General features: G+C 53.2%; 12 protein-coding genes and 2 pseudogenes. 9 read left to right on the plus strand and 5 right to left on the minus strand.

Annotated elements, in window-relative coordinates:
* Window positions 1–193: 193 nt before the first annotated feature.
* The gene (locus tag H3V53_RS32485) at window positions 194–1,351 is read left to right on the plus strand and encodes an iron-containing alcohol dehydrogenase (protein ID WP_336601337.1); all 1,158 of its coding nucleotides are present in this window, start codon (window positions 194–196) and stop codon (window positions 1,349–1,351) included.
* A 283-nt stretch (window positions 1,352–1,634) separates the two neighbouring features.
* On the opposite strand, the gene H3V53_RS32490 is transcribed toward H3V53_RS32485, so the two are convergent.
* Window positions 1,635–2,858, minus strand: coding sequence for an MFS transporter (locus H3V53_RS32490; protein WP_336601338.1), 1,224 nt, complete (start codon window positions 2,856–2,858; stop codon window positions 1,635–1,637).
* A gap of 223 nt (window positions 2,859–3,081) precedes the next feature.
* Here H3V53_RS32490 and H3V53_RS32495 point away from each other — a divergent pair, with 223 nt between their 5' ends.
* Both H3V53_RS32495 and H3V53_RS32500 read left to right on the plus strand, forming a co-directional pair.
* On the plus strand, window positions 3,082–3,579 hold the full coding sequence (locus tag H3V53_RS32495) for a TetR-like C-terminal domain-containing protein (protein WP_336601339.1): 498 nt from the start codon (window positions 3,082–3,084) through the stop codon (window positions 3,577–3,579).
* 72 nt (window positions 3,580–3,651) lie between these two features.
* Window positions 3,652–4,041, plus strand: a complete 390-nt coding sequence (locus H3V53_RS32500) for a RidA family protein (RefSeq protein ID WP_336601340.1) — start codon at window positions 3,652–3,654, stop codon at window positions 4,039–4,041.
* Between the two features lie 135 nt (window positions 4,042–4,176).
* Here H3V53_RS32500 and yghU read toward each other — a convergent pair whose 3' ends face one another.
* Window positions 4,177–5,037, minus strand: coding sequence for a glutathione-dependent disulfide-bond oxidoreductase (yghU, locus tag H3V53_RS32505; protein ID WP_336601341.1), 861 nt, complete (start codon window positions 5,035–5,037; stop codon window positions 4,177–4,179).
* 488 nt (window positions 5,038–5,525) lie between these two features.
* Here yghU and H3V53_RS32510 point away from each other — a divergent pair.
* Window positions 5,526–6,670, plus strand: a protein-coding gene (locus tag H3V53_RS32510; protein WP_336601342.1) for an IS3 family transposase whose coding sequence is annotated in 2 segments (ribosomal slippage) — window positions 5,526–5,790 and window positions 5,790–6,670 — 1,146 coding nt in all. Because the reading frame shifts where the segments join, the coding sequence is not laid out codon by codon here.
* 186 nt (window positions 6,671–6,856) lie between these two features.
* Here the strand turns inward: H3V53_RS32510 and H3V53_RS43790 are convergent.
* Entirely contained in the window at window positions 6,857–7,330 is a 474-nt protein-coding gene (locus H3V53_RS43790) for a DUF3331 domain-containing protein (RefSeq protein ID WP_419539601.1), read from the minus strand.
* A gap of 525 nt (window positions 7,331–7,855) precedes the next feature.
* Here H3V53_RS43790 and H3V53_RS32515 point away from each other — a divergent pair.
* The 3 genes and pseudogenes from H3V53_RS32515 to H3V53_RS43795 form a co-directional block, all read left to right on the plus strand.
* A complete protein-coding gene (locus tag H3V53_RS32515; protein WP_336601362.1) occupies window positions 7,856–9,040 on the plus strand; it encodes a thiolase family protein in 1,185 nt (394 codons plus the stop codon).
* 361 nt (window positions 9,041–9,401) lie between these two features.
* Window positions 9,402–9,965: a methylated-DNA--[protein]-cysteine S-methyltransferase gene (locus H3V53_RS32520; protein WP_336601343.1), complete on the plus strand. Its 564-nt coding sequence runs from the start codon at window positions 9,402–9,404 to the stop codon at window positions 9,963–9,965.
* A 169-nt stretch (window positions 9,966–10,134) separates the two neighbouring features.
* Window positions 10,135–10,264: pseudogene (locus tag H3V53_RS43795) on the plus strand (IS3 family transposase); the annotation flags it as partial.
* Between the two features lie 199 nt (window positions 10,265–10,463).
* Here H3V53_RS43795 and H3V53_RS32525 read toward each other — a convergent pair.
* Together H3V53_RS32525 and H3V53_RS32530 are read right to left on the minus strand one after the other, a co-directional pair.
* Window positions 10,464–10,895: a hypothetical protein gene (locus tag H3V53_RS32525; RefSeq protein ID WP_336601344.1), complete on the minus strand. Its 432-nt coding sequence runs from the start codon at window positions 10,893–10,895 to the stop codon at window positions 10,464–10,466.
* A gap of 638 nt (window positions 10,896–11,533) precedes the next feature.
* Window positions 11,534–13,675: pseudogene (locus H3V53_RS32530) on the minus strand (EAL domain-containing protein).
* 684 nt (window positions 13,676–14,359) lie between these two features.
* Here H3V53_RS32530 and H3V53_RS32535 point away from each other — a divergent pair.
* Together H3V53_RS32535 and H3V53_RS32540 are read left to right on the plus strand one after the other, a co-directional pair.
* Entirely contained in the window at window positions 14,360–15,262 is a 903-nt protein-coding gene (locus H3V53_RS32535) for a LysR family transcriptional regulator (RefSeq protein ID WP_336601346.1), read from the plus strand.
* Window positions 15,263–16,162: 900 nt separating this feature from the next.
* A complete protein-coding gene (locus tag H3V53_RS32540) occupies window positions 16,163–17,020 on the plus strand; it encodes a cysteine hydrolase family protein (protein WP_336601347.1) in 858 nt (285 codons plus the stop codon).
* The last annotated feature ends 750 nt before the right edge of the window (window positions 17,021–17,770 follow it).

Raw genomic sequence — 17,770 nt, forward strand, 5'->3', positions numbered from 1 at the left:
CGCCTTCGTTTCCATCGTTCTGATTCCCACTTGATCTGGTGGGAACTAGGTTGCCGATTTCGAGCACCTATGAACAGACGGTAGTGAAGCAACGCTTACTCTGGAGCAGATCTGCAGCACGCTGGAGCTGTCCTGGACACCGTTTTCAGAATCGATCGCGGCCAAATGGTTGCCTGATACCTAGAGAAATCACATGAATGCATTTCGCTTTCAGACCGTGCCTACAGTTATCGTTGAAGCAGGCGCAGCAAAGCGCCTTGGCGCTATCCTCAGAGAGCAGTTCCAGACGGAAAAACGTCTGTGCGTAGTTACCGATGGTTATCTGCAAGAAAGCGGCCTGCTTGATCCTGCACTTGCAAACCTTGCAAGCCATGGCTGGGACGTCACTGTTATCGCCGATGTTGTTGCTGATCCGCCCGAACACATCGTACTTGAAGCCGCGCAGAGAGCACGTTCAGCCGGCGCCGAAGTTGTACTTGGCCTTGGTGGTGGCTCGCCGATGGATGTCGCGAAGCTGATCGCTGTTCTGGTGTCCAGTACCCAACCGCTGACAGAGATGTACGGGATCAAGAACGTCACCGGCGAGCCTCTACCGTTGATTCAGATGCCAACGACAGCTGGAACCGGGTCCGAAGTCACCGCTACGTCGATTATCACGACGGGCGAAACTACGAAGACGGGAGTAATTGCGCCCCAGCTCTTTGCAGATCTCGCCATCCTCGATGCTGACTTAACGCTAGGATTACCGGCTGCGACGACTGCAGCGACCGGCATCGATGCAATGGTACACGCAATCGAAGCCTACACGTCGGCGCATCTAAAGAATCCAGTCTCCGACATGCTTGCTCGTAAAGCGCTGGAACTGCTCTCACACAACCTGCTGCCCGCATGCGAGGATGGAACGAACCGCGAAGCGCGAGAGGCCATGCTTCTGGGCGCCATGTTCGCAGGTCAGTCATTTGCAAACTCTCCGGTCGCCGCTGTGCATGCGTTGGCATACCCGGTCGGAGGGATTTTTCACGTGGCTCACGGGCTGTCAAACGCTCTAGTCTTGCCACACGTTCTAAGATTCAATGCGCCGGTTGCCGCTCGCCTTTATGCTGAGCTCGCCAGTATCGTTGTGCCAGATGTAGCCGGGAGCGACGACGCAAAAACGGCAGCACTGATTGCGCGAATTGATGAGCTAATCGACGCAACCCGAATCCCGCGTAAGTTGCGCGAGGTTGACGTGAAGGAGAGCGACCTCGGACGCATGGCAGCTGATGCGATGCGACAAACGAGGCTTCTGAAAAACAATCCGCGCCCGCTTTCCGAGTCGGATGCGTTAGCGATCTACAGCGCTGCATTCTAATCGGCACCTCGTCGTGCATCATTTTTACTGATGCTGGGAGAACGAGCACCACCTTTTCTGGCAGACGACGGGCTTCAATGAAAGACGGCTCCGTTGTCGATTGAGCACTTCATGCGCACACGCAGCATTCTCGCCAAACGGCGAGCTGATCGCGTGCTCACCCTTCCTGCAGTTTCAGAAAAATGCTTCTACAACCTGCCACGATCATACATGCGATACCTGTAACCGAAATAAGGACCAGACGTCTTCGTGATTTTGCGAAAATGAACAGTCAACCCGTAACCTACCTAGCTTTGCAGCTTTGTTCCACATTCCGTCCGCTTTCTTTGCTCAAGGTGCTCGCGAGCAGCGTCAAGACAGACAGAAATGCAAGCGCAACGCCGTATAGATTCGTGGTCGGACGAAGACCGATGCTATGCGCTAATGTTCCGGCGACAATCGCAGGGACGCTAAACGCGAGATAGCTCAGTACATAAAATGCTGCCATAAGCCCTGCCCGTTCATGCGCCGCCGCGAGCGGCAGAACTGAGCGCACTGCGCCTTGAAATGCGGAGCCAAAACCCGTTCCCGCGATGATCGTACCGATGAAGAAAATCATCGCAGAACCTGCGTGTACTGCCCATAGCGTGATGAGCAGGCCTGCCACGAGCGCTATCGCGCCGACCGTCAACAAGCGCAGGGTAGCGAGTCCGCGTAACACCACGACTGCAGCGAGACCACTGGTGGTAAGGGCAAAAACCACCCATCCTCCAACGGTCACATCATTGCTGCTGGTCACAATGCGAGCGAGGTTCGGCCCAAGCGAGAGGTAGAAGCCGCCCAAAGCCCAGACTGCGATATTGACAGGTGCGACGCGCAGCATTGCGCCACGGGCACTTCGTGGCACGTGCACGCGCGGAACGAGCGCCGCCAGCGCGCCCGGAATCGGGGCAACCGTCTCACGCAGTGACAGCGTCAAACCCCCTTCTGCCAACAACAACGCGATCAATACGACGTATATGAGTGTCATTGGCCATGGAGCGTGTGCTACCAGCATACCGGCGCCAAGCGCTCCCAGTCCCATTCCAAAGAGAGGAGCAAGCGTATTGATCAATGCTCCGCGATCCCGCGACGCATCAAGGATCGCCGCGCCCAGTGCACTCGTGGCTGCCCCCGTAGCGACGCCCTGTAATCCGCGCGCAATTATAAGAACCTGAACATTGTGGGCTTGGGCAAAAACGAACATTGACACAATTTCCAGCGCAATCCCGCCGAGAATGACCGGCTTTCTTCCCAGGTAATCCGACAGAGACCCTGTCATCAGAAGCGCGACGAGGAGACTGAATGCATAAGTGCCAAATACGATTGTCAGTGTGGCAGGCGTGAACCCCCAAGCTTCCTGGTATAACCGGTAAAGCGGCGTGGGCGCGCTCGATGCACCGAAAAATGTCGCAACGCTAAGCGCGTATATCCAGAGACTCCGGGAAGATTCTTGCATCTCAGTCTCAACGGCGGTATCAACAGTCACGGCGCGCTCCATCGCGTAGACGCAAAATATTCGCTTTTGTGCATTCTGAATCACAGACCCGCTTAATGCAAATTTTTAGCGTTAGTGTCATACTTAGATTGAGAGCTTGAGAGTTGCCCATGCGTCGGATTGGCATAGCAGGAGCAAAGGAACGATGACAGTACGAGAAGGACTACGACCCGGTGGGCGTAGCGCACGGATACAGGAGTCCGTTCATGAGGCGGTGAACGCTCTGCTCAATGAAATGCCGCGCGATCGGATAACCGTCTCAACGGTAGCCACACGCGCAAACGTAACACCATCGACGATCTATAGGCGTTGGGGTCATATAGACAGCTTGCTTGCCGACGTTGCCGTCAATCGGTTTCATCCTGAGAGTCTGCCTGAGGACACCGGTACGTTGCGAGGCGATCTCGAAGCATGGGCGCAAGCTTACCAGGAGGAAATGTCTTCCGCGCCTGGTCGTGCAATGATAAGGGACGTGCTCGCCGGCACCGATGTCGGTGGCGGCGGACCGGCGTCACAATGCGCAGCCATCGCAAGGGCACATATCCAGATTCTGCTGGATCGAGCGACTGGGCGGAACGATTCAGCACCGGGCGCATACGATGTCATGGATATGGTGGTTGCGCCCATCATGTACCGGATGCTGTTCGATGACAAACCGCTCGATCCAACGTTTGCAGTTTCGCGGGTCAATATACTTTTGAGCGCGATGTAAGAAAACAACTGAGCCTCTCGAGCGCCACGTTTCTCGTCCGAAAAAACATTCAAGAAAGCAAGGAGTATGGCCATGACGCACACACTTCACAAAATTGGCATCGCCAGCCAGATCGGCGTATACAGCGATGCGGTCGAGATTGCGCCAAACCAGCGTTGGCTATACACCGCAGGTACGCCAGGTCTCGCGCCAGACGGAACTCTGGCCGAAGACATCGTAGAACAGTCGAAACAGGCGTGGCGGAATGTCATCAGTTTGCTCGATAGGGCTGGCATGACCGTCCGTGACATTGTCAAGGTAACAACCACGCTGACCGACGAGAAGTACATTCGCGACTATGCACAGGTGCGAGCGAACGTCCTTCAAGGTTACGAGCCTGCTTTTATGCTTCAGATTATGCCGGCTTTAGTGCGCCCTGAATTTCTGGTTGAAATTGAAATCGTGGCCGCGAAGGCTACCTGAGAGGTTCCTCGGCGACGTCCTGCTAAAGTTGCCCTCGAGCTGACGGAGCGGGGAAAACGCCCCGTGCGCTTTAAATTGACAGGCCTCTACTCCCGTCGGGAAACCGTCGGGGAAAACGAGTTCCAATTACGCTTCTTAATCGAGCGTCTTCGTCAGAAAATCCGATCTGTCATGGCGCTCTCTTAACTGTTTCGCAGGATCGTCTCCCCATGTTCGGTTAACCATGCGACCACGCTTTACGGCGGGGCGTGACGCGACTCCCCGCGCCCAACGGGCTACGTGTGGGTATTCATGGATTGACAGAAATTCGGCCACATTGTCATCGCGAGTTTCAAACAAACCACCGTACCACGGAAAGATCGCCATATCAGCGATACTGTATTGATCTCCCGCGATGTAAGCGCTTTTGGCAAATATACGATTAAGCACGTCAAGCTGCCGTTTGAGTTCCATCGTATATCGATCAATAGCGTACTCGACTTTTACGGGCGCATATGAATAGAAATGGGTGAAGCCTCCACCAAAGTATGGTGTGCTGCCGACTTGCCAGAACAACCAGTTCAGAACATTCGTTCGCCCTTCAAGACTCTCTGGAAGAAAATCGTGGAACTTTTCTGCCAGGTACAGAAGAATTGATCCGGATTCGAATATGGCTAGCGGCCTATCCAAACTTCGATCCACGAGCGCGGGAATCTTGGAGTTCGGATTAATCTCGACAAAACCACTACCGAATTGATCCCCCTTTTTGATTTCGATAAGCCAGGTATCGTACTCGGCACCAACGTGCCCTTTTTCCAACAACTCCTCCAGCATAACCGTGACCTTCACACCATTGGGCGTTCCAAGCGAGTAAAGCTGCAGCGGATGCTGACCAACGGGTAAGTCTTTTTCATGTGTTGACCCCGCAATCGGTCTGTTTACTGCTGCAAACGTGCCTCCGCTCGGCTTGGTCCACGTCCACACGTTTGGTGGTACGTATTCGGTTGTCTCATCCATGCAGTCCTCAATACTCAAATTCGTTGAAATCGCCACCTTAGCGAGGACAGTGCATCATATTTTTCCGCTCGCGTTCAATGGGCACGGGCAACAAAGATTTTCGCTGGACGTTGATTTGATCCGTCGAATGAGAGTAGATGCGCCTCAACCCTTGATCAAGCTGAGATATCTGAACAAAGAATTCACGAAATTGTACAAGTCACCACGTTTTCTGAGCATTGCAACACCCCGCATCCGCATTGGCTTTGTCGAGCGCCAGGAATGCCTTAGAGTGTGTGAGCAAACGTGAACACCATCTTCTAAGAAAGAAGTAGCATCTGCACGGGAATAACCGTGAGACTTTCTGATTGCACTGTCCTGGCTGCCGCAGGCATAGCGATGAGCTGATCAATGTACGATTTAGAGGTGGCCGCGCAAATTCGGACAGTCGGATAAGTGGAGCGCTCGGGGCCTGAGCCTGGCATAATGCCGGCAAAGGAACCTTGAAGATGACGAAGAGAACCCGACGGACGCACTCAGCCGCGTTCAAAGCGAAAGTGGCAATGGCTGCAGTCAAGGGTGAGCGGACGCTAGCTGAACTGGCGCAGCAGTTCGATGTGCACCCGAACCAGATCACCGAATGGAAGCGGCAGTTGCAGGAACGTGCCGCCGATGTGTTTGGCGCAGGCGGCACGGCGTCGAGCGAGCCGCAAGTCGATTTGAAGGAGCTACATGCGAAGATCGGCCAGCTCGCGCTGGAGAACGATTTTTTAAGCGGCGCGCTCAACAAAGCGGGATTGCTGAGCGCAAAGCGATGATCGATCGTACGCATGCATTGCCGGTCTCGCAGCAGGCGCGACTCGTCGGTATCGCAAGATGGAGCGTGTATTACTTGTATTACCGGGCGCAACCGGTGAGCGAGGCGGACCAGTTGCTGATGCGCCGGATCGATGAACTGCACATGGAGTTTCCGTTTGCCGGAGCGCGGATGCTGGCGCGACTGCTGCGTCGCGAGGGACACGAGATTGGCCGCAGGCGCGTGCGCACGCTGATGAAGCGCATGGGTATCGAGGCGCTGTACTGCAAGCCGAACACGAGCCGACGCGATGCGCAGCACAAGATCTGGCCGTATCTGCTGCGGGGCATGAAGATCAATCGGGCAAACCAGGTCTGGGCACTGGATACGAGTTATATCCCGATGGCGCGCGGCTTCGTGTATCTGACCGCCGTGGTGGACTGGGCCAGCCGGAAGGTACTGGCCCACCGCGTAGCGATCACGATGGAGGCGATGCACGCTGTCGAGGCGTTGGAAGAAGCGCTCATGAAGTACGGGCAACCTGAGATCGTCAATACCGACCAGGGCAGCCAGTTCACCGCGACAGTGTTCACCGAGGCCGTGCTCAGCCGGGGCATCAGCTTGTCCATGGACGGCAAAGGTGCCTGGCGTGACAACGCGTTCGTCGAGCGCGTGTGGCGAAGCGTGAAATATGAAGAGGTGTATCTGAAAGCCTATGAATCGGTGGGGCACGCCCGGCGCTCAATCGGCGATTACATCAATCTGTACAACCAGAGACGACCTCATTCGAGCCTGGGAGACCGCACGCCGGATGAGGCATACTTCGCGACGCTGCCTGCGATCAAATTGGCAGCATGAACGCCCCAAACGTTCCACTTAAAAATCTCAGAAGACTGTCCGAACGAGTGAGGCCACGTCTATTTTGCGGCATAGCGTTATGTTTTCGCAATACCGCTACACGCACCTGCCCGATGCATGTCAATCAGCGATCCGCCACCACGATGACAGGGCTGTATATATAGCCGAAACCAGCGTTCCGATGCTCTAGTTCGCAATCCGGTCGCTACTCCAGGTTGCTGCGATATTGGATTCCTGCTCCAACCTATCGAGCGCTTCGGCCAGTATCGAGTGGTCTGCGTTCATCGGACATTCCTGACCGCGAGTACAGGGTCGATAGACAAGATCGCCACGTTCAATCATTGCTCCGCTTAGCGCACAGACTGCCTTGCCATGCGCCACCCGCAACCGCCATCTCTGGTCGCCATATCGCCCCGCTGTTGCATCACACCACGATAGCAATACTAATGTCGGGGAGCACCGCTCAAGTACCGAAACAAAGGCAGAAAGAGGCCTTCCACAGTCAGAGCGCCTGCGGCGCTTCCTTCTGCGCAAATTTCTGTCAGCTTCCTTGGCCGATACTTTGAGAGTTGTGCCATTTGTCTGCGTCGACGAAATACGACCAAGGAGACTCAAGGTCTGCGCCCATGCGTCACATTTCAATTCCATTACGCTCTCCATTGACGGCAACTCTGCACTTAATCGTTGATGCGGAGATAATCCGAATCGCGTCGATCACAATTGCGCAATGATCGCCCGCTGGGGCGATCATCCACCTTCGACTAACGACCGATCTTCGCTACGGGTTACCCGATAAAAGTGAGATCAAAGTCCCAAAACAAGCCGTAATCTAATTGCGATATCGCTCGCCGCCCCCTGCTTGCGAACCTCAACCATTTGGCCATCCAGTCTGGTCAGTCCCCGCTTAGGGATGATTCAGTGTGACACGACAACCTTCCACGCCACAATTAGACGAAGGTACCGATTTTCATTGACAGGTACGGTTACGTGAGCGCGTATCGGACAGTTTTTTGAGATTATGTATATAATCCATGGAACGATTCATGACTGCCCCCCCATAACCGATAGCGGGTTAGGCCGATAGGCTTAGGTCAGGCGGATGAGCTCTCCGCGTTACACGAAGATCATGGTCACGGCATACGGCCCGTGTGCCCTCAGGAACACACTTCACCAAACGAGGTTATGATGAATGGACGCGAGGTTGTAATTGCTCACCCGGTTAGAACGGCGATCGGCGCATTTGGCGGCACATTGAAAGATGTTGCTGCCGTGCAACTTGGGGCGGTCGCGGTCCGCGAGACACTAAAGCGCAGCAGAGTTGACCCGGATACAGTGTCATCCGTTGTGATGGGCAATGTGATCCAGGCCGGCAATAAAATGAACCCCGCTCGACAAGCAGCCGTCAACGGCGGAATTCCCATCTCAGTTCCCGCGTTTACCGTAAATCGCGTTTGCGGATCAGGTGCACAAGCTGTCGTAACTGCGGCTCAAGAAATAGCACTTGGCCTCGGCGATGTAGTCGTAGCGGGGGGCATGGAAAACATGGATCGAGCCCCCTATCTTCTGGACAGTGGTCGATGGGGCAGTCGCATGGGGAACGCGCAGTTGCATGATAGTGCACTGCGCGATGGGCTCGTCGATGCATTCTCAGACAAACATTCTGGCTGGCATACCGAAGATCTCGTAACAGAGGCTCATCTGACACGCACTATGCTCGACGAATGGGCGGCTCGGTCACAGCAGCGTTTCGTGTCTGCAAATGAACGCGGATATTTCGATGCGGAGATCGTTCCGGTGGAGATCCAGGGGCGAAAAGGCATCGTCGAATTTTCGAAAGACGAGCAGCCGCGACCGGACACGACGGTGGAAGTACTTGCGAAACTGCGTCCTGCGTTTCGCCCTGACGGCGCGATCACGGCAGGCAACGCGCCTGGCCTCAATAGCGGCGCCGCCGCGATGATCGTTGCAGCCAGAGATTACGTGGATGCAAACGGAATCGAACCATCAGCCCGCCTCGTTTCGTTCGGAATCGCAGCCGTTGAACCTGGGCTCTTTGGTCTTGGGCCGGTGCCTGCGGTTCCGATTGCTCTTGAACGCGCGGGATGGAAGTTAAGCGACATCGAACGCATTGAGATCAACGAGGCCTTTGCCGCAGTTCCGCTTGCAGTCGCACAGAAGTTGGGAATACCGCATGACATTATCAACGTCGAAGGCGGCGCAATTGCACACGGCCATCCAATCGGTGCGACAGGTGCAATACTGACGACTCGATTGATTCACTCCATGCGCCGCGATGGCCTGAAGCGCGGCATCGTAACGCTTTGTATAGGTGGTGGCCAGGGCATTGCGCTCGCCCTCGAAATGCTTTGATGCGATAGATTCAGGGCCTCATTGGCAGGCGCGGCCGCTCCACCAGCCGCGTCTACGAGTCATCGACGTAACTGCATCAAGTTTCGAGGCCCACGTTGCTCACTTAGCCACCTTCAGACACCTGGTGCCTGTAGCTACAAGATCGATGACCCCACTCTGATTCGCCCGAAAGAGCTGCCTGTTCCAGTGTAGCTACACAAAAATACGCTATTGCGCATCTTACCGTCAATGCCGAATAATGCCGAAGACAGTTAAAGCGAAGCAGCCTGTAACCAGTTCTTGCATTCAACCACAGCTGGACCCACATAAGCACATGAGTCACATCAGACACCGTTACGCAGTTAGCTAAGAGATCAAAAGCATGACTCAGGATCAAGGCACGCAATTTTTGTTCAAAATCATCCCCTCACCTGTTGGGAAGCTCACGCTTGTCGCCCACGGCGCGTCGCTGGTTGCGATTCTGTGGGAAAAGGACCGACCTGGAAGAGTTCGTCTCGGTTCAATGCATGAACAGAATGACGATCCTACATTGGTTGAAGTTGAGAGACAGCTGAATGAGTATTTTGCCGGGCGAAGAAACAAGTTTAATGTGCCCCTCAAATTCCATGGAACGGACTTTCAGAAGCGCGTATGGAAAGAGCTGCTCAATATCCCGTATGGCGAGACTCGCACGTACGGTGAAATTGCCGTAGCTATCGGGAATCCGACGGCTGTGCGCGCAGTCGGTGCAGCAAATGGCCGCAACCCTATCTCGATCATCGCGCCATGTCACCGTGTGATTGGCTCCTCTGGCGAACTGACTGGATTTGCAGGCGGCCTCGCTGCGAAAGAAATACTTCTTGTAATCGAAGAAGCGCGCTGGGGCGCACAGGCTCGAAAACAGATGGCGCGCGACGTTTCGAATGCCCAAGGCATACTCATCTGAGAACTGTCATTTACCGTCATCTTCACGCGCGTTTATGTTGTTTTCCTCGACAGCAAGCTGATACTCAGGATACGGTTACTGTCTACTCTGCTGCTCTTCGTATTGATCGGGTGCGACACTCTACGCATAATCCGCAGTTTCGCGAATACGCGCGCGCGACCCTTTGACGGACTTGCTCGAATACATCGAAGTGTTTTATAGCCGCAGTCGCCGTCATTCATCGCTCGGCTTCATGTCGCTAACTCAGTTCGTGCAAGACTGGCTTGGGGCTCTTGCAGACAAAAGATAAGGCTGCATAAGCCGTGGCGTCAGGAAGGCGGGCGGAGGCAAGATCAATTCCTCTACCACTCGAGCGCATATGTGTATTGCGCGACCGCTTACGCGTACATTCGCTCTGCTCCAGGCGGTTGATCAACTGGTCGACAGCATGAGGCAAAAAAAGATTGCGGCTGCACGATGTTTGCGGCGCAGTGCAGCCGTATCACCAACGGTAGCGCGTCATTCGCGAGAGAATGCAAAAATGAGAAGTGCAATCCCTTTCAACAGACACTCGACAAATGAAAACCAGAAAGCGATCGGCAACACCACCATCTCAGTAGGCAGGCTAGGCGCGACCGCAAGAATACTGAGTATGCAGTTCAACATAAACACCACTTCCGTCCAGCGCACTCTGTTTGCTGCGCCAAACACAACTGCTCCAAGCAGTGCTTTCGAAAACAAAATTGCAAGTTGCTCATCGAAGGTAGGCGCGAGCGACAGCTCCAGCGGTATCTCGACGAGAGCCCACCCGAAAACGACGAGTGATACCAGCGCTCTTGAACGTAGTCTGCTCATCCAACCGCGTTCCTGGACCGAAAAACAAATCAGTGGCGACGCAATACTACGGTCTTCTGCACCACTTTCATGATTAGATACATTGATTTCGTTCATAAAATCAACCTCTCTCTACGCTAGCTGCGCTGCTCACGCACTCCTATTACGCAATGCGATGAGCAGCCTTTATCGCTTCAACGTGCCACCCCCCTTGGCAAGATATGCGGAAGTATGCATCGCGGTCTCTTTCAGGTCATGCACCATCTCTCGCTCATACAAACTCAGCGAGTCGCAATGAAATGTAACGAGCTCGTCCAGTGTGTTTGAAAGTCTCTTATAGAAGTAAGGATCTTGCGAAGCTACAGGCCAAGTGTGCATCAGGTACGCCAAAGGTATGACATTTCTCTGCTCGCACCAACGGTCAAACAACCAGATGCAAAGTTCGTCAATCTCCGATATAGCCTTTTCAATGACACTATTCGAGTCGAGGTTCTGAATTTCACTAAATTCGTTAAACTTTCCCATGTTGTCCCCCATATCATTGATTGCATAATGGCCATTGTCCAAGTTGCAGCAAACAAACACAAAAATCCAAGCACGAAGAACAAATGAAAAAGAAATTTGATTATTTTCAATAATTTTATATTATCTGAATATTTATCTCCATCATATAGAACAGATGCTTTCCTTTCAATCAAACTACGGGCCGACGCAGCGCTGCGGCGCAGGACGGTCTGAATTCACATACTCCTCAGCTACTCGGTAGCTCTGAATTCCAGAAGTTCGTCGAGTTTTGCCGGCCGATGCCGAAAAAATCCTTGGGTGTAGTGGACTCCCATTTCTCGCAGCATCTGCTCTGCAGGCTCATCTTCGACAAATTCTGCTACTGTCTTTTTCCCCGTGATTTTCGCTACTTCGCAAATCTATTTCACTGTTGCCTGATCGATGGGATCCAGGCATAGGCTACGGATAAATTGGCCGTCGATCTTGACGAAATCAAAAGGCAAACGCTTTAAGTATCCGAACGATAACACCCCGCTCCCGAAATCATCCCAAGCGAATTTAATACCATAGCCGCGCATTGAATCTACAAAGCAAAGTGCATCGCTTATATTGCTGATCGCGATAGTCTCGGTGATTTCGAAACATATCTTCCGATGATCGAAATCATGGGTTTTGATCATTTTTTTTATAAAAACATGAAAATCCCTGTCTCCAACTGACATCCCTGATAAGTTAACCGCCAGGCTTTCCACATGATGAAGTTCGTCCCTGTGATCCGTCATCCACGCGAATACGGTGCGTACTACCCATCGATCAATCCGCGACACCAGTTGGAATCTTTCCGCTACGGATATAAATGCGCCTGGGGAAATCAGCATCTCGTCCTGATCAAGCATGCGCAGAAGGATTTCTCCATGTATTCCTTTTCCACGAGCTGCCAACGGCCGGATATTTTGCCAATAGAGAACGAATCTCCCATTGTCAAACGCTCTTTCAAGACATTTTATCCAGCAGGTATCGTCACGGCGTGCTTCGATAACTCCGTCGTTCACAAGATAAGAATGAACGCGATTACGACCTTCTTTTTTTGCCGCATAACATGCGTGATCGGCGGCCTGCAGCAAGCTTGCCGTCGTCGTCCAATTTTTGTCGATCAAAACCAACCCGATGCTGGCGCCAACATGCAGATAGTGCGTACCGTATTGAAATCTGAAGCTATCGAGCTCAGCGCAGATTTTCTGGGCAACCTTTTGTGCCGATCGGAGGCTGCAACCTTCCAGAATAAGACCGAACTCGTCTCCACCGAGACGGGCAAAAACATCGTTTTTCCGAACCACACCTCTAATGATACCCACTACTTGCTTCAGCAATCGATCCCCGGCGGCATGTCCGCCTATGTCATTGACTACTTTGAACTGATCCAGATCGATATAGAGCAGTGCATGCGTTGATTCGTCAATGGTTGCAGAAGTCAGGGCCTCTTCTAGCAGGTGATCAAATTCTGTACGGTTATAGATACCCGTGAGGCTGTCGTGGGTCGCTCGGTATTTAATCTCTCGACTCAATCGTCGTTGCTCTGAAACATCCCTAAACACGAGCACGACTCCGACTGAATTTCCAGTCGCGTCCACGATTGGGGCGGCACACTCTTCCACGCAATGCTCGATGCCTTTTTTATCTCGCAGTACCGGTCGCACAACCTGTTCATACGAACAAACAATCCTGTCCTCTGCAAGACAACTATCGACAGTGTTCTGTTGCTCTCTGTCGGACCCCTCATCAAAAATCCGAAATATTTTTGCAGATTCTGAGCCGCGTGCGGCCTCCGTGCTCCATCCGGTAAGCCGCTCTGCAACGGGATTCAGATACTCAACAATGCCGCGTTGGTCTGTTGTAATCACACCATCCCCGATAGAGGCCAGCGTAACGCGTAGACGCTCGCGCTGTGCAATCAACTCGTTTTGAATTTGCTTGCGCTCGCTTATGTCTTGAATGACGGTTAGAGAAAATGGGAAGCCCTTCGTATCTTTGGTAACTACGGCAGACAGTGCGACGTCGATAATAGAGCCATCTTTCCGATGAACTCGATACTCGATATCAGAGCAATGTCCTCTCCGAAATAGCTCCGAAATCTCCACGTCGGCTGACTTCTGCTGATGTTCCTGAGTGAGGAACGCAGTCCAGTTCTTACCTAACACTTCGCTCCGCTCATAACCAAGAGCTGCTAGCCACGCGTCGCTAACATGGACCAGAGGGCCTTGCGTATCGATAGAGTGAAGCATGACAGGAACCGCTTCGTATAACGACAGGCAGCGTCCTTCATCGACGTACATCGGTTGACTATGCGGCAAGCTTGCCAGTGTCACTGCCGAAGTTACAGATTGTTCTGCCATATTGTTGGTCTCGAACGTTCATTAATTTCACTAAGGAACCCGCGCTAGGTGGTCAAAAAAACAGTTCTTTGCTTTGCTATCTCCATCTTCCCCGAGAAGATGCACCATGACTTGGCCCAATACTAGAGCGTAACTTGAGATCCGGGGTGTCGCCCTTATAAGGTATTGATTTTTATGCAATAGTTTCAATTTTCTAGCTTGCAACAGCATCTGCAATACACGACCGGGCGGGAATCGGCTCGTGAGATTTCGATCCGTTATCCTTAGCAAATACTATGACAAATCTTGCCAACATCGGGATTGACTTGGGCGGACTATTCTCTTGGGTATACGCGTCACCTCAGCGCACGTTATGACGCTGGCTGTTGTTTTTCGCTTAAATGGTAATACTTTATGTCACGACATCATGGGTATTACGAGTAGATTGCGTGCCAAATTCACATCTGTCTTCGCACCAAAATTTCGACCGACCACGATCGAATTTCTGATGCGAAGCTGAATTCCGTAGCTAGCAGATGGGAGATGAGCACTCGTGATCGAGTGACAGTGTTCGGGAATGTACTTATACCTCGGCCGCAATAGCGTATTCAAACCTTTCCGTTACGCGCCCCTATTCACGTGAAAATTTCATACAATAGCTGAAACTAATCTGACTTGGACGCACAATTGGACCGATTGGAAGCCATGGAATTGCTGCTGATGGCAGTGGACAGAGGAAGTCTGTCTGCAGCGGCGCGAGAGTTGAAAATCCCCGTGAGCACGCTGACCCGCAAGGTCGCGGATCTTGAGGAGATGCTTGGTACCCGCTTGCTGATACGAACGACCCGAAAATTGGCCCTCACTGAAACTGGTGCATCGTACGTGGCAGCGGCTCGGCGTATTCTGGACTTGGTTCGAGAGCAGGAACGTGAAGCAACGAGCGCGCTCATTGCTGCAAGAGGAGAGCTGGTTATCACTGCTCCCGTTCAGCTTGGACGACTTCATGTCCTTCCTGTGGTGAATCAATTTCTCGCTCAATACCCAGATATCACCGTTCGTCTGCTGTTGTCTGACCGAAACATCGACCTGATCGATGCGCACGCTGATCTTGCCGTACGGATCGGTGAACTCTCCGACAGCAGCATGGTGGCAACCCGTGTCGGATCTCTGCGCCCAATACTATGTGCGAGCCCATCATTTCTCGAAGAACACACTCCACCGAATGCTCCAGATCAGCTGATGAGGTATCCATGTGTTGTATTCAACAGCCCTTATCTCGCACCATGGCGATTCCGCCATCCGGGAACGAGCAAGAGATTTGCGCTTGAAATCAAGTCACGACTGGAGGTCACAGCACCGGATGCTGCTGTTAGCGCTGCTGTGGACGGAGTTGGTCTGACGCTGGTGTTTGAGCACGATGCCGATGAAGCACTTCGGGCTGGCAAGCTAAAGACACTACTCCATCAGTTCGAGGTGGAACCCGTTCCCGTCCATCTCGTACACGTGTCACGTAATCTGATGGCCGTCAAGCTGCGCCAATTCATCGATTTCGCCGCACCAAAGCTTCGCGAATCGCTTTCACGATTTGGAAAACACACGAAACGCTGACACCCCCAATGCCGCTCACAGCTTAGCTGAGCGGCTTTTTCAATTAGAGGGGCAATTAATCGTGAATCACCTGCGTCCTCGATCCACGCTCCTGGCTGTATAGTTTTTGAAAGCGCTGTTTATCAGCAGGCCAACGAGAACAATGCCCTTCGACTATCGCCACGTTACACGTGCGGGACGCCGACGTCCCGGCGCGTGATGTGCGCGCCACACTCAGCTCGAACTCACCGCTAGCTTTATATGCATGTTCAGGTGTTGCGTAGCTTGGGCCCGCCTCGACGGGCTGGCCGTTGCGTTTGACTGCCAACGGCTGTTGCATATGATTGCCAGACAGGCGTGGTGAATGACCAGCTGTTTGCGTTCACCGCCCGCACGCCAGCGTGGTAGCCGCCGATGCCCGGAGTATGGGGGGTATCAGGTGTCCGGCCTGTGGCACGAACTCACTTTATTATTGTGACTGTGCCCCTTGTCCATGTCACAACGAACCGCAAAGGCAACACGTTGCTGACCGCCGGTATCTTGCTCGAAGGTGCACAACTCTGCCGGCGTCGGCGCAGTACCTCTCAAGCCACGCGGCCTGTGTTCTGAACTGCTCAGCCTGGTCGTGTGACGAAACGCGCGCATGGCAGATCGTCTTTCCCGAAGCAATTGACTCCGCGCCGGGCGCTGTCCTTACTGCGTCAAGCTGGTACCGGCGATCACCAGCGGCTGAGTTCTCGCAGCACGGTGCCCGATTTTTAGCGGAGCGGGGCAGCCGGAGGGGTTCCTTTTTCGGATTATTTCTACACGGAAATCCCTGATAACCAATCGCTAAATCCGGGACCGTTCCGGCTGATCGGCCGTTTTTGATGTCGTCGACGCCAAAGCCGATACCTTCGTCTAATTGTGGGGCCTACCGCGATGTGGCTTAATCCCACCATCCAACTTATCGGGCACGGGCAGATAGAAGGTGTATGCGATTTATCCCCAGAAGAGGTAGTTTCCTGGCAGCGCCAGTCTATGGAAGGACAAACCGTCATTCCTGCTCTGGCGAACGTCTATCAACTTGCGGAGCTGCAAATGTTCACATTTGCTCATCGAAATCCTGAGATGTTGTTGGATCGAACAAGTACAGCTCTGGTTCTCGCCGACATACAGAACGAATTTCTATCGGAAAGCGGTAGCTACTATCCGATGATTGAAGATAGTCTGAGAGCCAACAACGTGCCGGATAACATTGAAGCTCTGTTGAAAGCCGCCAAGGAATATGGATTTCCCGTCATTCACTCGCCACACTATTACTACCCGACAGACCGCCAGTGGGTTGCGCCAGGCGGCGCGATCTCGCACTATCTGGCAACGCAAATCAGCTTCGTTGGCCGCAAAAACCCTGTCGACCTTGAGGGTTTTGCGGGATCCCGCGCCGATTATCCTGAACGCTACAAAAAGTATCTTCAAGACGGGAAGACAGCCAACACATCGCCCCACAAAGGTGCATCTTCACGCGCGAATGATGTAATCAAGCAGCTACGGATGCGACGTATTGAGAAAGTCATCATGGCTGGGCCTGTCGCAAACATCTGTCTTGAAGGACATATGCGCGACATCATCGAGGAAGGAATGGAGGTCGCAATGGTTCGCGACGCCGTTGCTGGCGGCCGAAATGAGGAAGGTGATGCTTATCTGGCCGCGATGATCAACTATCGCTTCTTCGCCAACGCAGTCTGGACGACAGAAGAGGCTATCGGGCGCATGAAGGCGGTCGCCGCGTCTGCTTGAATCGAGTTGCGGTGTCGGACCAGCGCTTGTGACTTGCAGCACTATCGCTTGCGTCCCTTCGGAATGCGTCTGCAATGGGATTCGGATCACCGCGAGCGTAGCTGAAAATGTGTTCCCCATTATCTCAGCAGTTTATGCCCTCATGTCTCAACGCTGCCTGGTCACGGCTGTTCGTGAAGCCTGATGGCCACGCGGTCGGGGCGGTACCCTTCAGAGCGTTATCGCAGTGCTCAGTATCGTCTTGGCGTCGCTCAATTCGCCGAAGCCGTGTAAGTCGCTAGGTGCCATGTGCACGCAGGGCTGGTCGGACCAAAGCTCGCCGGCTTTTGCAGAGTGCTTGTTCTTCGACGAAGTGGGAATGCCCGTCCTTCGTTATCAGAGAGCTTGCGCAACAACTGTAGGCATGCCGTAAAACGAAACTGTCTCAGCTATTTAAACGAAAGGTAAAGAAGTTCCGAGTGTGAAATGTCGCTTCGTCATCGAGATGCTGGGTAGATTTCTCGAGAATACGATCTAGTTGCCCAGTCGGTTGGTCTTCTCGCTGCTGGTCACGATCTGTGCTCCACGTAATGCGCCCTGAGCCGGCACACTGCGTTCGATGTTTGACTCCGACGAGTCAGTCAGCTACGGAATATGTCGTCGCATCGTCTGGGGGTGCGCAGACGCAAAAGGAATATGACGATGGACGTTCCGAATGTAAAACGCGTAATGCCTACTGGATCAAATCGGGCACTCTGTAAAATCACGCCA

It is taken from the genome of Paraburkholderia bengalensis, from assembly GCF_037126505.1.
Lineage (GTDB): Bacteria > Pseudomonadota > Gammaproteobacteria > Burkholderiales > Burkholderiaceae > Paraburkholderia > Paraburkholderia bengalensis.

Bases quoted from the DNA above. Each gene is read 5' to 3' on its own strand.
- H3V53_RS32525 (WP_336601344.1), bottom strand. From the start codon at position 10,895: ATGAACGAAATCAATGTATCTAATCATGAAAGTGGTGCAGAAGACCGT.
- H3V53_RS32520 (WP_336601343.1), top strand. From the start codon at position 9,402: ATGACTCAGGATCAAGGCACGCAATTTTTGTTCAAAATCATCCCCTCA.
- H3V53_RS32515 (WP_336601362.1), top strand. From the start codon at position 7,856: ATGAATGGACGCGAGGTTGTAATTGCTCACCCGGTTAGAACGGCGATC.
- H3V53_RS32535 (WP_336601346.1), top strand. From the start codon at position 14,360: ATGGAATTGCTGCTGATGGCAGTGGACAGAGGAAGTCTGTCTGCAGCG.
- H3V53_RS32540 (WP_336601347.1), top strand. From the start codon at position 16,163: ATGTGGCTTAATCCCACCATCCAACTTATCGGGCACGGGCAGATAGAA.
- yghU (WP_336601341.1), bottom strand. From the start codon at position 5,037: ATGGATGAGACAACCGAATACGTACCACCAAACGTGTGGACGTGGACC.
- H3V53_RS32485 (WP_336601337.1), top strand. From the start codon at position 194: ATGAATGCATTTCGCTTTCAGACCGTGCCTACAGTTATCGTTGAAGCA.
- H3V53_RS32500 (WP_336601340.1), top strand. From the start codon at position 3,652: ATGACGCACACACTTCACAAAATTGGCATCGCCAGCCAGATCGGCGTA.
- H3V53_RS43790 (WP_419539601.1), bottom strand. From the start codon at position 7,330: ATGGAGAGCGTAATGGAATTGAAATGTGACGCATGGGCGCAGACCTTG.